The following is a 15,429-nucleotide window of genomic DNA, read 5'->3' on the forward strand; positions in this document are numbered from 1 at the left end:
TGTATACCATGAATTACTCAACGCCAGCCTCCGAACCTTCAAGGTTCAAATTTAGCTTATCGCTCGTCACGTCGTCTTCATCATCGATTTCTTTCATTTCGATCTCTTCTTCATTCTCAGTTAGGATCTTCACATCCATACCTAAGCTTTGAAGTTCTTTGATCAATACTTTGAACGATTCAGGAACACCTGGTTCTGGAACATTCTCACCTTTAACAATGGATTCGTACGTCTTCACGCGGCCGACGATATCGTCAGACTTAACGGTAAGAATCTCTTGCAACGTGTAAGCTGCGCCATAAGCCTCAAGCGCCCAAACCTCCATCTCCCCGAAACGTTGTCCACCGAACTGTGCTTTACCACCCAGCGGCTGCTGTGTAACAAGCGAGTATGGACCCGTTGAGCGGGCATGGATTTTATCGTCAACCATGTGCGCCAGTTTGATCATATACATGACACCGACCGTAACTTCACGTTCGAAGCAATCCCCTGTACGACCGTCGTACAAGATCGTCTTACCGTTACGTTGCATACCGGCTTCTTCCATGGAATCAAATACGTCATTCTCATTCGCGCCATCAAATACTGGCGTTGCACAGTGGATACCAAGCGCTTTCGCTGCCATACCCAAGTGAACCTCAAGCACCTGACCGATATTCATACGCGATGGAACCCCTAGTGGGTTAAGTACAACCTCAACCGGTGTACCATCTGGCAAGAACGGCATATCCTCTTCTGGAAGGATACGCGCGATAACCCCTTTGTTACCGTGACGTCCGGCCATTTTATCTCCCTCAGAGATCTTACGTTTCTGAGCGATGTATGCACGTACGAGTTGATTCACGCCTGGTGGCAATTCATCGCCATTCTCACGCGTAAATACTTTAACGTCAACAACGATACCATCGGTACCATGCGGTACGCGAAGGGATGTATCACGAACCTCACGAGCTTTCTCACCAAAGATGGCATGTAACAAACGTTCTTCTGCTGTAAGCTCCGTAACCCCTTTAGGTGTTACTTTACCGACAAGAATATCGCCTGCGCCAATCTCAGCACCGACACGGATAATACCACGCTCATCCAAGTTCTTAAGCGCTTCTTCCCCAACGTTCGGGATATCACGTGTGATTTCTTCTGGTCCAAGCTTCGTATCACGAGCTTCGGATTCGTATTCCTCGATATGGATCGATGTGTACACATCTTCCTTAACGAGTTTCTCATTCAAGAGGATCGCATCCTCGTAGTTGTAACCTTCCCAAGTCATGAAGGCAACGACTACGTTACGTCCAAGTGCCAATTCACCTTGCTCTGTCGAAGGACCATCTGCAAGGATATCGCCTTTCTTGACGACATCGCCTTTGCGAGCCAATGGACGTTGGTTAATGCAAGTCCCTTGGTTCGAACGCATGAATTTGTGCAATTTATGCTTAATCAAGTCACCTTTAACTTCTTTGCCATCGATCACTTCAACACGTCGTACTTGAATCTCGTTCGCAGATACACGTTCTACGATTCCATCGTGTTTGGATACGATACATACCCCGGAATCTTTCGCAGACTTATGCTCCATGCCTGTACCAATAAGCGGGGCTTTTGGAATAAGCAATGGAACAGCCTGCCGCTGCATGTTCGATCCCATGAGCGCACGGTTGGAGTCATCGTTCTCAAGGAACGGGATGAGCGCAGTCGCTACGGACACAACCTGTTTAGGCGATACGTCCATATAGTCAACGCGATCAATCGGCATCGTCAAGATGTTATCAGACTGTTTGTTATAACGAACGATTACACTCTCTTCAGCAAATGTATTATCTTCGTTCAACTTCGCATTCGCTTGCGCAACAACGTAGTTGTACTCTTCATCTGCTGTTAAGTAAGAGATCTGTTCTGTTACTTTACCCGTCTTCGGATCTACCCAACGATATGGCGCTTCAATGAAGCCATATTCGTTAATACGGGCAAATGTCGACAAGGAGTTGATCAAACCGATGTTCGGTCCCTCTGGCGTCTCGATCGGACACATACGACCATAATGCGATGGATGTACGTCACGAACTTCGAAACCAGCGCGTTCCCGTGTCAAACCACCTGGTCCGAGTGCAGATAGACGACGTTTGTGCGTCAATTCCGCAAGTGGATTCGTTTGGTCCATGAACTGGGACAACTGGGAGCTACCGAAGAACTCTTTAATCGATGCAATAACAGGTCGAATGTTGATAAGCGCCTGCGGCGTGATCACATTGGCATCCTGGATGGACATTCTCTCACGAACAACACGCTCCATACGGGAAAGACCAATACGGAACTGGTTCTGTAGCAATTCACCCACAGAACGCAGACGACGGTTACCCAAATGGTCGATATCATCCGTGTCGCCAATACCATGCAACAAGTTAATGAAGTAGTTGATGGAAGCAACGATATCCGCAGGCGTAATGTTCTTCACCGATTTGTCGATGATCGCGTTCGAGATGACCTTAATCACTCGGGACTCATCATCTGGCGAGAATACATTCACGCTTTGCAGAGGAATACTATCTGCATCAAGCACACCATTCGCAACATGGTATGTCTTGTAATTCACGTTCTCCTCCAAGTGAGGAATCAGTTCATCTAGCAAACGACGGTCAATCATTTGACCTGCTTCTGCAAGAATCTCACCCGTTGTCGGACTAATTAATGTCTCCGCCAAACGTTGGTTGAATAGACGATTCTTAATATGAAGCTTCTTATTAATTTTGTAACGACCAACATTCGCAAGATCATAGCGCTTCGGATCGAAGAAACGCGCAACCAGCAAGCTCTTCGCATTATCAAGCGTAGGCGGCTCACCTGGACGCAATCTTTCGTAGATCTCAATTAACGCCTTCTCTGTGGAGTCGGTGTTATCTTTGTCGAGTGTGTTACGAATATATTCATCATTACCGAGCAAATCCAGAATCTCAGCATCTGTACCAAAGCCTAAAGCTCTGAGTAAAACAGTTACCGGAATCTTCCGCGTGCGGTCAATACGAACATAGATGATGTCTTTCGCATCCGTCTCAAGTTCGAGCCAAGCACCACGGTTAGGAATCACTGTCGCCGTATATGTTTTCTTCGCGTTCTTATCCACTTTAGTGCTAAAATAGACGCTAGGAGAGCGAACCAACTGGCTGACAATTACCCGTTCTGCACCGTTAATAATAAACGTACCGGTCTCCGTCATTAGCGGAAAATCGCCCATGAAAACTTCTTGTTCCTTCACTTCACCGGTTTCTTTGTTAATCAGCCGTACTTTGACACGTAATGGAGCTGCATAAGTTACATCGCGCTCCTTCGAATCGTCTACGGAATATTTCGGTTCACCCAGATTGTAATCGATAAATTCCAAAACCAAGTTACCTGTAAAATCCTGAATTGGCGAAATATCTTGGAACATTTCACGCAATCCTTCATCCAAAAACCATTGGTATGATTTTTGTTGGATTTCAATCAGGTTCGGAATCTCGAGCACCTCGTTAATGCGTGCATAACTCCTCCGAGTGCGTCGACCATACTGAACAAGTTGTCCTGCCAACTTTAACTCACCCCTCATGTCTACTCACTAAAAATTTCATTGCGAATCCATCCCATTATCCTTTATAATCCTGCCATACAGCATTTTCATGCTAGCAGTTACAAAAGCCCATGAAAAAGATTCAAAAGGACAAATAAAGAAAAGCCCTTATCGAATGTACTTTTCGAAAAAAGAGCGTATTTCGCATTGTTCCTTTCGTCTCTGATGCATTTCCTTCATATCCAGTAGATTTACCCAAAATGTAAACATTATACGTCAAATCCCAAATTTCTATGCATTTAGCACCGAAAAATTTTGCTTGACATTTTAACGCAGTAAAGACATTTAGGTCATCCTAATACTGACATTTTATAATAATAACATACCTGAAAAGTCAAGTCAAGATTTCTATCCTCTCTTATACCAGAGTTAAACTCTCTTTGTAGACTTAAAAATACGATAACCCTTATCCTTGCCTACCTCTTCAACCTCATCCTCACCGAAGAGCTCTTCCAGCTTCGCTCTCGCCGATGGTGCACCTTGTTTCTTCTGAATCACAATCCATAGTTGACCATCTGCATTCAAATGATCATAAGCTTCCGTAAAAATACGGTGAACCGTCTCTTTTCCTGCACGTATCGGCGGATTCGTAAGAACCACATCGAATGTCTTACCTACTACCTTCTCAAACAGATCACTCTGCTCAATCGTCACGTTATGTATCCCATTCGCTCTGGCATTCTCTTTCGCGAGCTCAACCGCTCTCTCATTCACATCAAGCATAGTTACATGCCCTTGCGGCGCCATAAGTGCAGCAGAGAACCCGATCGGTCCGTATCCACATCCTACATCAAGAACCTTCGCTTGTTCGGGGATCTCCATCATATCAATTAGAACCTTACTTCCGTAATCCACCCCGCCCTTTGAAAATACACCTGCATCCGTCACAAAACGAAGCTTCTTACCGCGTAAAGTTTCTTCAATCGTATTGCGTTGGTGAGCCACAGAGGGCTTGTTCGAGTAATAATGCTCTGACATTATCCGTCCTCCTGTTCTTTTCCTGTTTTGTATTATACAATAAACGCCCCCTAACTCAAATGTTCTATGGTCAGGCTATTTCTTTTGTCTTTTTATTAGTCCAATAAACGTCGTATAACACAAGTTTATTGCCCCTTTTTCCTGCGCCAAAAGTCGAAGCGTGCCCGTAGGGCGAAAGCGCTCAATAGCACATCAGTAACTTCTCCCCACATCTCTAGCTCATTCGACAAACTTTCGGGTGTCCAGAGGGCGAGCCCTCGGAATCCCCCTTACAAAGGGGGACTTAGGGGGATGACACCAAAGAGGTACAAAGATCCTTCCTATCTACGCAAAAGAAGCCTCCCTGTTGCCAGGAAGGCTTCTTCTTATCTAAACCGAAATTACTTAACTTCGATTGCTGCGCCAGCTTCTTCAAGCTTAGCTTTAACTGCTTCTGCTTCTTCTTTGCCAACTTTTTCTTTAAGTGGTTTTGGTGCGTTGTCAACAAGATCTTTAGCTTCTTTCAAGCCAAGGCCTGTAACTTCACGAACTACTTTGATTACGTTGATTTTGGAAGCACCAGCGCTTGTCAAAATTACGTCAAACTCAGTTTGTTCAGCAGCTTCAGCAGCACCGCCGCCAGCCATAACTGCTACAGGAGCAGCAGCTGTTACGCCGAATTCTTCTTCGATTGCTTTAACAAGATCGTTCAATTCCAAAACATTCATACCTTTAATTGCTTCTAAGATTTGTTCTTTACTCATGGTAGAACCTCCAATTAATATTATAGTTTTAGGATGCAATCTGCATCGTTTGATTAAGCAGTTTCTTCTTGTTTCTCAGCAACAGCTTTAACTGCAAGTGCGAAGTTACGCACAGGAGCTTGAAGGACGCTAAGCAACATGGAGAGCAAGCCTTCGCGTGAAGGAAGTTCAGCAAGAGCTTTGATCGCTTCTACGCCAACCACTTGACCTTCAACTACGCCACCCTTAATTTTAAGAGCATCGTTTTTCTTAGCGAAATTATTAAGAATTTTCGCAGGAGCAACAGCATCTTCTGTACTGAAAGCGATCGCTGTAGGGCCTGTTAATACTTCATTCAATTCCGACAAATTAGCTTCAGCCGTCGCACGACGTACCAAAGAGTTCTTCAAAACTTGGAATTCAATACCAGCTTCACGAAGTTGTTTACGAAGCTCAGTTACTTGAGCAACGTTCAATCCGCGGTAATCTGCAACAACCGTACTCGCACTCTCGCGAAGTTTCGCAGTTACAACTTCAACAGCTTCTTGTTTAGCTTGGATAACTTTTGCGTTTGCCAATCTGTACACCTCCTATATTAAATCTACACGAAGCATTAAAAAAGCCTCCGTAGAAACTACGAAGGCATGATGACTGTAACTGAATTTGCATAGCAATTTCACTACAAGACTTTATCATAACACCTCGGTAGGAAATTAAGCTTAGTAGCACCTACTGTCTACGGTCAACATATTCAACTTCAAACAACTTTTACAGATTATCATGGCATATCCCAAAAGTCAATGCCACTTCATCATTTCCCATCACTTACCATGACTGGAAAGATCTTATCTGTAAGAAGCTGTGTTTACGCGAGCACCAGGACCCATAGTCGAAGATACAGAGATGTTCTTCAAGTATACGCCTTTTGCTGCAGCCGGTTTCGCACGATTCAATGCATCGATCAACGATTTCAAGTTCTCGTTTAATTTCTCAGCATCGAAAGATACTTTACCGATTGGAGCGTGAATTTGACCCGCTTTATCAAGACGGTACTCAATTTTACCCGCTTTGATCTCTTGGACCGCTTGGGCAACGTTGAAAGTAACAGTTCCTGCTTTCGGGTTTGGCATTAGGCCTTTACCACCAAGTAGACGACCCAATTTACCAACTTCACTCATCATATCAGGTGTAGCTACGCAGACATCAAAGTCGAACCAGCCTTGTTGAATTTTGTTGATCATGTCAGCATCACCAACGAAATCCGCGCCAGCAGCTTCTGCCTCTTTCGCTTTGTCACCTTTTGCAAATACAAGAACGCGTTTTGTTTTACCTGTTCCGTGAGGAAGGACAACAACACCGCGAACTGCTTGGTCTTGTTTACGTGGGTCTACACCCAAACGAACAGCAACTTCAACAGACTCGTCGAATTTTGCAGTCGCAGTCTTTTTAACAAGCTCGATCGCTTCAAAAGACTCGTAAGTTGCTTCGCTATCAATAAGCTTAGCAGCTTCTAGGTATTTTTTACCGTGTTTAGCCATTTGTTTCTCCTCCTTTGTGGTTTTAGCGGAAAATCCTCCCACTTACGTGTCAACGAAGTTGATCACGAACTCGCCAACGAAGTTGGTCGAGATACACGCTTGCGAAGCAAGTCGTGAAATGCCTACGATGTAGGACTTATGCTTACAGATCCCTCAGGATTAGTCAGCGATTGTGATTCCCATACTGCGAGCAGTACCTTCAACCATACGCATTGCAGCTTCAACAGATGCAGCGTTCAAGTCAGGCATTTTTTGCTCTGCAATTTCACGAACAGTCGCACGTTTAACTGTAGCAACTTTCTTCTTGTTCGGTTCGCCAGATCCTTTTTCGATCTTAGCAGCAACGCGAAGCAATACTGCAGCTGGTGGAGTTTTAGTGATAAATGTAAAGGAACGATCCTCAAACACAGTGATCTCAACAGGAATAATTAGACCTGCTTGATCTGCTGTACGAGCATTGAACTCTTTACAGAAAGCCATAATATTAACACCCGCTTGACCCAAAGCTGGACCGATCGGTGGTGCTGGATTCGCTTTCCCTGCAGGAACTTGCAGTTTCACCATTTTAATTACCTTTTTAGCCATGTGAAAAACCTCCTTGCTCTAAAATGTGGTAGACGGGATGATTCCCTCCCACAAGAAACCGGATCATTAAATCTTCTCCACTTGAGTGTAATCCAGCTCCAATGGGGTTTCTCGCCCAAACATGTTGACGTGAACTTTCAACTTACTTTTCTCGGTAATAATTTCTTCTACCGATCCAACAAAATTCGCAAAAGGACCTACTTTGATACGCACGGATTCCTTCAAATCGAATTCGATTTTCGGTTTTGGCTCTTCCATACCCATGTGCTTCAGAATTTGTTCCACTTCTTCAGGCAACAAAGCTGTTGGTTTGGAACCAGATCCGGTAGAACCTACGAATCCAGTAACACCTGGCGTATTGCGAACAACATACCAAGAATCATCTGTTTGGATCATTTCAACCAAGACATAACCGGGGTAAACTTTACGCATGACAGTCTTTTTCTTACCGTCTTTGTTCACCACTTCTTCTTCCATAGGAACAAGAACACGGAAAATCTTGTCCTTCATGTCCATCGATTCGACGCGCTTCTCTAAATTGGCTTTCACCTTGTTTTCATACCCAGAGTAGGTATGAACGACGTACCATCTTTTCTCCATATCTAGCCACCTGGGACCCTTCTTAAATTATCGCTTCGACCAACGAAGAAATTCCGATGTCCAGAACCCAGAAGTAAACAGTGACAACAACGATTGTGAATAGTACAACAATCGTATAGCTCGTCAACTCTTTACGACTAGGCCAGCGAACCTTTTTAAGCTCAGCCCAACTTTCTGAGATGTAGGAAAACATAGAACCAAAGCTGCGTTTTACACTACCTACGAAAGACACGACGACACCTCCAAAAAACTATCTTGTTTCGCGATGAGAAGTCTGCTCGTTGCAATACTTGCAAAATTTCTTCATCTCCATGCGGTCGGGGTGATTTCGCTTGTTTTTGCTGGTCGTGTAGTTTCTTTGCTTACAATTCGTACAAGCCAACGTTATAATTACCCGCATGATGTGCACCTCCCGAAGACATTCTATGAGTAGATATGTCTATATTCATCCTAAAAAAACGTACGCATATTTAGGGCTACCTAAAACACTTTATCATACAGGGGAACCCATGTCAACGAAGGGCAGAGCTTCTCTCGATTAATTATAGTATCGGTCAGCCCTAGGAAAGATAAACCTCTATGTCGATTTTATTGATATATCAACGAGTATGTATCTTTTGTATATAGATTATCGCACTCTATTTACCAATAAATACATCGTGTCCATTCTCTCTTGCCCCACAAAATAAAAAAAGACTCTCCCGAGTCTCCTTCCGTCTACAATCCCAAGTCACGATCTTCTAAATAACGTTCCAACTTGCGCTTCACACGCTGAAGTGCATTATCGATCGACTTCACATGCCGCTTGAGATCCACTGCTATCTCTTGATAAGAACGGCCATCCAAATACAGCATTAATACTTTACGCTCCAGATCACTCAAGATCTCAGACATCTTGTCCTCAAGACCAACGAATTCCTCTTGATTAATAATCAATTCTTCCGGATCCGATACTCTCGAGCCACAAATGACATCCATCAACGTGCGATCCGAATCTTCATCATAAATAGGCTTATCGAGTGAAACATATGAATTAAGTGGAATATGCTTCTGCCGCGTCGCCGTCTTGATTGCCGTGATAATCTGCCTCGTGATGCAGAGCTCAGCAAACGCTTTGAATGAGGAGAACTTGTCCCCTTTAAAATCACGAATCGATTTATATAAACCTATCATACCTTCTTGGATAATATCTTCTCTATCAGCACCAATTAGAAAATAAGAGCGGGCTTTGGCGCGCACAAAATTACGGTACTTGTTAATCAAGTACTCCAGTGCATCACTGTCGCCTTCGCGGACGGCATCAACGATATCTTCGTCTGCTCTGATGTCATAATCGAACATTTTTAAATCTTTGAGGTCGACACTCACCAACTATCCCTCCGCCCAGCAACGTCAGCACGAAACTCTCATTAAAGTATAGACTCCAGTATATATTATGTAACCTACACCGTCAACCAAGGTCATCCAAATTCTATTACACTTAGTAAAATATCACTTTTATACCCAATTATTTCATTATTTTACTAATTAAAGAATGTCATTTCCCTCGCCGCATTTGTTCCAACTTCGATAGGATATCTGCACTCATCTTGCTCTCTAATGGATTTCTCTTGTTACTTGGTTGGTCTCGTTCAATAAACGTCTTAACTTCGCGTTTGCTATGCTCAATTTCGATCAATAGCTCTCTTGCAGACACTCTTAAGGCACCCTGGCCAAAAGCGACATGCTGCTCCACAGAATCCGAAGTGGCAACATAAATCTGTCTCCGTCGATGTGTCAGTTCATGCACGAAGCGTTCTATACATTCATCGGCTGTTTCTTTCTCTTTTGTGAAATGAACGGAAATTTGATTCTGAGCGAATACTCCGCCAAGTCCAGGAACGCGGTAAGCATCAAAGACAACGATCACACGTCTTCCAGAAAAAGCTTGATAGTCTGCCAATCGATTCAACAGATGATCCCTTGCTTCTTGCAAACTGATACGCGACAAAGTGACCAGCTCCGGCCAGGAGCCGATCATATTGTAACCGTCGACGAGCATCACATCCCGCAAGTCCGGTGTTCGCTTCTTCCCCATGGTCTAGCCTTGCTGCTTGCGCTGTCTCACAACCTCGTACATAAACACACCTGCAGCAACAGAAGCATTCAAGGAATTAATCTGTCCAGCCATAGGCAATTTGATGAGAAAATCGCATTTATCCTTTAACAGACGCCCCATACCTTTGCTTTCATTCCCAATGATGACCGCAATCGGCATATTGAAATGATTCGCGTCGAACAGCTCTTGCTGTGCTTCGACATCCGTTCCAATAACCCAGACGCCATCCTTCTTCAACTGATCAATGGTCTGTGCAAGATTCGTCACCCGCGCAACAGGTACGTACTCCACTGCACCTGCAGATGTCTTGGATACTGTTGCAGTTAGTCCGACAGAGCGGCGTTTCGGAATGATAACACCGTGTACTCCCGTGCAATCGGCCGTACGCAAGATAGACCCGAGGTTATGCGGATCTTCGATCTCATCCAAGATGAGAATAAAAGGCATTTCTCCCCGCTCCTGCGCAGCTGCTAGAATATCCTCAACCTCTACATATTCATAAGCTGCCACTTGTGCAACAACACCTTGATGCTGCACGTCCGGTACCATTTGATCCAATTTACGTTTGTCCGCATTTTGGACGACAACTTTTGCATTTTTCGCTTCAGCTAGGATCGGCAGCGTAAGATGCTTCTGAGCGTTATCTGCGATCCATATTTTATTGATTGTGCGACCGGAGCGAAGCGCCTCCATAACTGAATGCTTCCCGGCAATAAACTCTTCCATTGTGATAGCCTCCCGAGCTTTTATGTCTTTGGATTCTCTTGCTGTGACTGTTCAATCGCGAGTCCAATTAAATATTGCAGCCGATCCATTTGTTTGTTGTAATACAAAAATCCAACGAGACATTCAAACGCCGTCGCATGCCTATACTCCAGAACATCCGCATTCTTCGGAACACTTCCTGACTTTGCATTACGTCCCTGACGCACAACATCTTGTTCTTCTTCCGTTAACAGCGGCATCCATACCCCAAGAAATTTGCACTGTGCTTTTGCAGATACAAACTGCGTTGCCTGCCGGTGCAAATGATGCGGCCGCTGATTCGGCTGTGAAATTAAATATTGCCGAATCGCGACCTCATAGATCGCATCGCCGATGTAAGCGAGTACGATTGGATTCATCAACTGCGGTTTCTTCGCTGGCGGATAACTGAACCAATAGTCCGCTTCTTTCTCTTCATTCGAATTCATGCTTCACCTGCTCTCATTTACGGCGCCAACGCATCCCTTGCGGGGTATCTTCCAGCACGATGTTCTGCTCGGCTAGGAGGTCACGAATTTCATCCGCACGCGCCCAATTTTTTGATTTACGCGCGTCAACCCGCTCCGCAATCAGATTCTCGATCTCTTCATCCAGTAGTTCTTCCGACTTGTTCTCAACAAGGCCCAATACGTCATTGAAATGATCGAACAGCGCCGCAATCGCTTGTAATTCGCCGGCTTTCACGATAGCCCGCTGTAAAACCAGATTCGTCTCGCTCACAAGGTCAAACCACGCTGTAATCGCATCCGCTGTATTAAAGTCGTCATCCATTTTGGCATGGAATTGCTCACGGATGTGGCTAAGCCGCTCGGTAAGCTCCTCGCTTGCCTCCCCCGGATCAACAGCGGACCGTAGGCGGTGCTGTAAATTCGCATATGCATTCTCAATACGCGATACACTGTTCTCTGCTTGTGCCATCACTTCTTCCGTGAAATTAAGCGGATTCCGATAGTGGCCTGAGAGCATGAAGTACCGCAGTACAGACGCTTTATATTTTTTACGAAGCTCGACGACCGAAATGCCGTTACCGAGTGATTTGGACATTTTTTCATTATCGATATTGATATAGCCGTTATGCATCCAATAGTTCGCGAGTGATTTGCCGGTTACGGATTCCGACTGTGCAATCTCACACTCATGATGCGGGAACTGCAAATCTTGACCGCCACCATGGATATCCAGAGTATCCCCCAAATAGCGTTTTACCATTGCTGAACACTCGATATGCCAGCCTGGACGTCCGTTGCCCCATGGGCTGTTCCAATAGATCTCGCCTGGTTTGGCGCCTTTCCAAAGGACGAAGTCCTCAGCATTCTCTTTACGCTCATCAACCTCAATCCGGATCCCGAACTGCAGCTCTTCAATATTCTGGTGAGACAGCTTGCCATAGTCCTTGAACTTCTGCGTACGGAAATAGACATCGCCTTGGCTTGCATAAGCAAAATCCTGATCGACGAGCTTTTGGATGAACTCCACAATCTCTGCAATATTCTCCGTTACGCGCGGGTTCATCGTTGCCGGGCGCACACCAAGGCCTTCAATATCTTCATTGAATGCTTGGATATAACGCTCTGCCACTTCTGGCACAGTCGTTCCCAACTGTTCTGCTTTACGAATTAATTTATCATCCACATCCGTAAAATTCGTTACATAATTCACTTCATAGCCAATCGTTTCTAAATAACGGCGAACAACATCGAAGAAAATAACCGGACGCGCATTCCCGACATGAATGTAATCATATACCGTAGGACCGCATGTGTACATACGGACCTTCCCCGCTTCAAGCGGTTCAAAAAGCTCCTTCGTTCGATTCATCGTGTTGTAGATGTGCAACGCCATGTTTTACACGCCCTCTTTCGTTTGTTGTTGTTCCTGTACGATGCTGAGTTCCTTCTTCAGTCGATCGACTTGTTCTTGCATCTGTCTGAATTGATCAATAATCGGGTCCGATACTTGATTATGGCTTAAGCGATCGAGCCGCTTCCCATCCTGTTTCACGATACGTCCAGGAATCCCGACAACCGTGCTGTTTGGCGGTACTTCATTAAGCACGACCGAATTGGCGCCGATCATCGCATTGTCTCCTACACGAAAAGATCCGAGGACTTTCGCTCCTGACGCAATAACCACATTATTGCCGATCGTTGGATGACGTTTGCCTTTTTCTTTCCCGGTTCCCCCAAGTGTAACGCCTTGATAGATCACCACATTGTTGCCAATCTCACATGTCTCTCCAATGACGACCCCCATACCATGGTCAATAAACAGCCGATCTCCGAGTGTAGCACCGGGATGAATCTCGATCCCTGTAAAAAATCGACTCGTCTGCGAAATGACGCGCGCAACACTATACCACCGGTGTCTAAATAACCAATTCGCCAATCGATGCGCCCAAATGGCATGCAACCCTGAGTAAGTAAAGACCACTTCAAACTTGCTTCTTGCCGCCGGGTCGTTCTCAAACACCGTCTGAATATCCGACCTCATTCTCTGAAACATGCTGATCCCCTTCTATCCCCTCAAAATAGAAAACGCCCCTACAGCAAGGTATCTTGCTGCAGAGACGTACAAACGCGGTCCCACTCTGCTTAAGCACTAAGATGATGCTACATGATCATCTTAAGTGCTTCACTTTAGCGTCCTTAACGCGGACGACACGATACCCCCTACCCTGCACAGCAGATCGGGAATACAGCTCCCAGGTGCATCTTCAGCTTCATAGGATTAGGCAACTCACAGCCTTGATTGCCCTCTCTGAAATCCTACAATATAAGCTTACTTTTCCTGCTCATAGCTTTTAGAGGTTATTCAAAAAGTCTTCTTTTGATCACGATGTATTTCATAAAGCGAATCCGACATCGAATCTTGCGTTCACCCTCGAAGTCCAGTACTCATTTAGGTTTTGCCTAAACTCCGTTCTTCCTTCTTCAGGTTCACACAACCTTCTCGGTGCTGAAAAGCAAACTTTTTGAATTCACATAATTATTGGATTGATGTTGATTGTAATTATATCCAACACATGCCACTCTGACAAGAGACGAAAATCTGTTAATTGAGGGATCTCGTCTTATACCAAAAATGCACGAAGTCTTGCAACGACTTTATTTTGTCCGAGAAGTGCAATCGTCTCGTTGAGATCGCGGCCATGCGTCTGTCCCGTTAACGCCACACGAATCGGCATGAACAATTGTTTGCCTTTCGTGCCCGTTTCTTTCTGCACTTCCTTGATCGCAGTCTTAAGCGAATCTGCCGTGAACTCCGTTAAAGCTTCCGCTTTGCCAAGGAATGCCGTAAGTACAGCTGGCACTTGCTCTTCCGCAAGAACTGCTGCTCCTTCTTCATCCATTTGAATCTCATCTTGGAAGAATAACGCAGACAGATCAACGATATCGGAAGCAGCGCGCATTTGCTCTTGGTATAACGCAACGAGCGAATTCGCCCAAGCTTGTTCTGCCTCGGACAACGTCGCCGGCAACAATCCTGCTTTTTGTAGATGAGGAATTGCTATCGCAGCGATGCGCGCTGGCTCTGCATTCTTAATATAGTGATTATTTAACCAGCTTAATTTGTTCGTATCGAACACCGCTGGACTCTTCGACAAGCGACCTGCATCAAAGATTTCAATAAATTGCTCACGTGAGAAGATCTCATCTTCGCCTTTAGGTGACCAGCCGAGTAGTGCGATGAAGTTAAATAACGCTTCCGGCAAGTAACCCAATTGATCATATTGTTCGATAAATTGAATGATCGATTCATCACGCTTGCTTAATTTCTTATGATGCTCATTCACAATTAATGTCATATGACCAAATATCGGCGGTTCCCAGCCAAGTGCATCATAGATCATCAACTGGCGAGGCGTATTGGAGACATGATCCTCTCCGCGCAATACATGTGAAATTTTCATCAGATAATCATCGATAACAACAGCGAAATTGTATGTTGCAATTCCATCTTTCTTCACAATTACGAAATCACCGGACACATCGGATTCGAATGAAATCGAACCTTTGACCATATCATCGAAGCTAAAGGTTCTACCTTCAGGTACACGGAAGCGGATGCTCGGTACACGGCCCTCTGCTTCGAACGCAGCGCGTTGTTCATCCGTTAAATCCCGATGACGACCTGAGTAACGCGGCATTTCTCCGCGAGCTGTCTGCTCTTCACGCTCTTGCTCCAGCTCTTCTTCCGTACAATAACATTTATATGCAAATCCACCATCGATCAGCTGCTGGGCATATTGATTATAAATATCAAGACGTTCCGTCTGACGGTATGGACCGTACTCTCCGCCAACATCAATACTCTCATCCCAAGTGATTCCAAGCCATTTTAGGTAGGTTAACTGGCTTTCTTCCCCACCCTCAATATTCCGTTTGAGATCCGTGTCTTCAATACGAATAATGAATTTTCCATTATGATGACGTGCGAACAAATAGTTGAATAGCGCCGTTCTTGCATTACCGATATGTAAATGTCCCGTCGGGCTTGGCGCATAACGTACACGAACTTCTTGTGTCATAGGACTCTAGCTCCTTT

16 protein-coding genes and 2 other annotated features are annotated in these 15,429 nt (G+C 45.0%); all 16 genes read right to left on the reverse strand.

The annotated features are described in order from the left end of the window. Positions 1-13: 13 nt before the first annotated feature. A complete protein-coding gene (gene rpoB, locus AC3WU2_RS29380; RefSeq protein WP_379341770.1) occupies positions 14-3,559 on the reverse strand; it encodes a DNA-directed RNA polymerase subunit beta in 3,546 nt (1,181 codons plus the stop codon). A gap of 408 nt (positions 3,560-3,967) precedes the next feature. Then, positions 3,968-4,576 carry a class I SAM-dependent methyltransferase gene (locus AC3WU2_RS29385; RefSeq protein WP_492458401.1) on the reverse strand — a complete coding sequence of 203 codons (609 nt, stop codon included), beginning with the start codon at positions 4,574-4,576 and terminating at the stop codon, positions 3,968-3,970. Positions 4,577-4,956: 380 nt separating this feature from the next. Further along, positions 4,957-5,319, reverse strand: coding sequence for a 50S ribosomal protein L7/L12 (rplL, locus tag AC3WU2_RS29390; RefSeq protein WP_492458402.1), 363 nt, complete (start codon positions 5,317-5,319; stop codon positions 4,957-4,959). Positions 5,320-5,372: 53 nt separating this feature from the next. Next, positions 5,373-5,876 carry a 50S ribosomal protein L10 gene (gene rplJ, locus AC3WU2_RS29395; RefSeq protein ID WP_379341719.1) on the reverse strand — a complete coding sequence of 168 codons (504 nt, stop codon included), beginning with the start codon at positions 5,874-5,876 and terminating at the stop codon, positions 5,373-5,375. A gap of 28 nt (positions 5,877-5,904) precedes the next feature. Continuing rightward, positions 5,905-6,058: a sequence feature (ribosomal protein L10 leader region), on the reverse strand. Between the two features lie 85 nt (positions 6,059-6,143). Beyond that, positions 6,144-6,836, reverse strand: coding sequence for a 50S ribosomal protein L1 (gene rplA, locus AC3WU2_RS29400; RefSeq protein ID WP_314590972.1), 693 nt, complete (start codon positions 6,834-6,836; stop codon positions 6,144-6,146). A 159-nt stretch (positions 6,837-6,995) separates the two neighbouring features. After that, entirely contained in the window at positions 6,996-7,421 is a 426-nt protein-coding gene (gene rplK / locus AC3WU2_RS29405) for a 50S ribosomal protein L11 (RefSeq protein ID WP_018759725.1), read from the reverse strand. Positions 7,422-7,487: 66 nt separating this feature from the next. Next, positions 7,488-8,021 (reverse strand): transcription termination/antitermination protein NusG, encoded by a 534-nt coding sequence (nusG, locus tag AC3WU2_RS29410; RefSeq protein ID WP_379341715.1) that lies wholly within the window; start codon positions 8,019-8,021, stop codon positions 7,488-7,490. Positions 8,022-8,043: 22 nt separating this feature from the next. Further along, the gene (gene secE / locus AC3WU2_RS29415) at positions 8,044-8,214 is read right to left on the reverse strand and encodes a preprotein translocase subunit SecE (protein ID WP_379341768.1); all 171 of its coding nucleotides are present in this window, start codon (positions 8,212-8,214) and stop codon (positions 8,044-8,046) included. Between the two features lie 57 nt (positions 8,215-8,271). Then, positions 8,272-8,421, reverse strand: coding sequence for a 50S ribosomal protein L33 (rpmG, locus tag AC3WU2_RS29420; protein WP_078502963.1), 150 nt, complete (start codon positions 8,419-8,421; stop codon positions 8,272-8,274). Positions 8,422-8,738: 317 nt separating this feature from the next. Then, positions 8,739-9,389, reverse strand: coding sequence for an RNA polymerase sporulation sigma factor SigH (sigH, locus tag AC3WU2_RS29425; RefSeq protein WP_018759728.1), 651 nt, complete (start codon positions 9,387-9,389; stop codon positions 8,739-8,741). A 169-nt stretch (positions 9,390-9,558) separates the two neighbouring features. Next, positions 9,559-10,098, reverse strand: a complete 540-nt coding sequence (locus AC3WU2_RS29430; protein WP_018759729.1) for an NYN domain-containing protein — start codon at positions 10,096-10,098, stop codon at positions 9,559-9,561. Between the two features lie 3 nt (positions 10,099-10,101). After that, positions 10,102-10,845: a 23S rRNA (guanosine(2251)-2'-O)-methyltransferase RlmB gene (rlmB, locus tag AC3WU2_RS29435; RefSeq protein ID WP_379341711.1), complete on the reverse strand. Its 744-nt coding sequence runs from the start codon at positions 10,843-10,845 to the stop codon at positions 10,102-10,104. Positions 10,846-10,865: 20 nt separating this feature from the next. Then, entirely contained in the window at positions 10,866-11,312 is a 447-nt protein-coding gene (locus tag AC3WU2_RS29440; protein WP_492458403.1) for a Mini-ribonuclease 3, read from the reverse strand. A gap of 13 nt (positions 11,313-11,325) precedes the next feature. Then, positions 11,326-12,726, reverse strand: coding sequence for a cysteine--tRNA ligase (gene cysS / locus AC3WU2_RS29445; protein ID WP_492458404.1), 1,401 nt, complete (start codon positions 12,724-12,726; stop codon positions 11,326-11,328). A 3-nt stretch (positions 12,727-12,729) separates the two neighbouring features. Then, on the reverse strand, positions 12,730-13,386 hold the full coding sequence (cysE, locus tag AC3WU2_RS29450; protein WP_492458405.1) for a serine O-acetyltransferase: 657 nt from the start codon (positions 13,384-13,386) through the stop codon (positions 12,730-12,732). A 57-nt stretch (positions 13,387-13,443) separates the two neighbouring features. Beyond that, positions 13,444-13,688: a binding site (T-box leader), on the reverse strand. Between the two features lie 266 nt (positions 13,689-13,954). After that, entirely contained in the window at positions 13,955-15,412 is a 1,458-nt protein-coding gene (gene gltX / locus AC3WU2_RS29455) for a glutamate--tRNA ligase (RefSeq protein ID WP_492458406.1), read from the reverse strand. Between the last annotated feature and the right edge of the window lie 17 nt (positions 15,413-15,429).

The sequence above is a fragment of the Paenibacillus sp. EB106-05-06-XG162 genome (assembly GCF_058791655.1).

Excerpts from the sequence above, each read along its gene's own strand:
- AC3WU2_RS29385 (WP_492458401.1), bottom strand. The coding sequence starts at position 4,576 with ATGTCAGAGCATTATTACTCGAACAAGCCCTCTGTGGCTCACCAACGC.
- rplL (WP_492458402.1), bottom strand. The coding sequence starts at position 5,319 with ATGAGTAAAGAACAAATCTTAGAAGCAATTAAAGGTATGAATGTTTTG.
- rplA (WP_314590972.1), bottom strand. The coding sequence starts at position 6,836 with ATGGCTAAACACGGTAAAAAATACCTAGAAGCTGCTAAGCTTATTGAT.
- rplK (WP_018759725.1), bottom strand. The coding sequence starts at position 7,421 with ATGGCTAAAAAGGTAATTAAAATGGTGAAACTGCAAGTTCCTGCAGGG.
- nusG (WP_379341715.1), bottom strand. The coding sequence starts at position 8,021 with ATGGAGAAAAGATGGTACGTCGTTCATACCTACTCTGGGTATGAAAAC.
- secE (WP_379341768.1), bottom strand. The coding sequence starts at position 8,214 with ATGTTTTCCTACATCTCAGAAAGTTGGGCTGAGCTTAAAAAGGTTCGC.
- rpmG (WP_078502963.1), bottom strand. The coding sequence starts at position 8,421 with ATGCGGGTAATTATAACGTTGGCTTGTACGAATTGTAAGCAAAGAAAC.
- AC3WU2_RS29430 (WP_018759729.1), bottom strand. The coding sequence starts at position 10,098 with ATGGGGAAGAAGCGAACACCGGACTTGCGGGATGTGATGCTCGTCGAC.
- rlmB (WP_379341711.1), bottom strand. The coding sequence starts at position 10,845 with ATGGAAGAGTTTATTGCCGGGAAGCATTCAGTTATGGAGGCGCTTCGC.
- AC3WU2_RS29440 (WP_492458403.1), bottom strand. The coding sequence starts at position 11,312 with ATGAATTCGAATGAAGAGAAAGAAGCGGACTATTGGTTCAGTTATCCG.
- cysS (WP_492458404.1), bottom strand. The coding sequence starts at position 12,726 with ATGGCGTTGCACATCTACAACACGATGAATCGAACGAAGGAGCTTTTT.
- cysE (WP_492458405.1), bottom strand. The coding sequence starts at position 13,386 with ATGTTTCAGAGAATGAGGTCGGATATTCAGACGGTGTTTGAGAACGAC.
- gltX (WP_492458406.1), bottom strand. The coding sequence starts at position 15,412 with ATGACACAAGAAGTTCGTGTACGTTATGCGCCAAGCCCGACGGGACAT.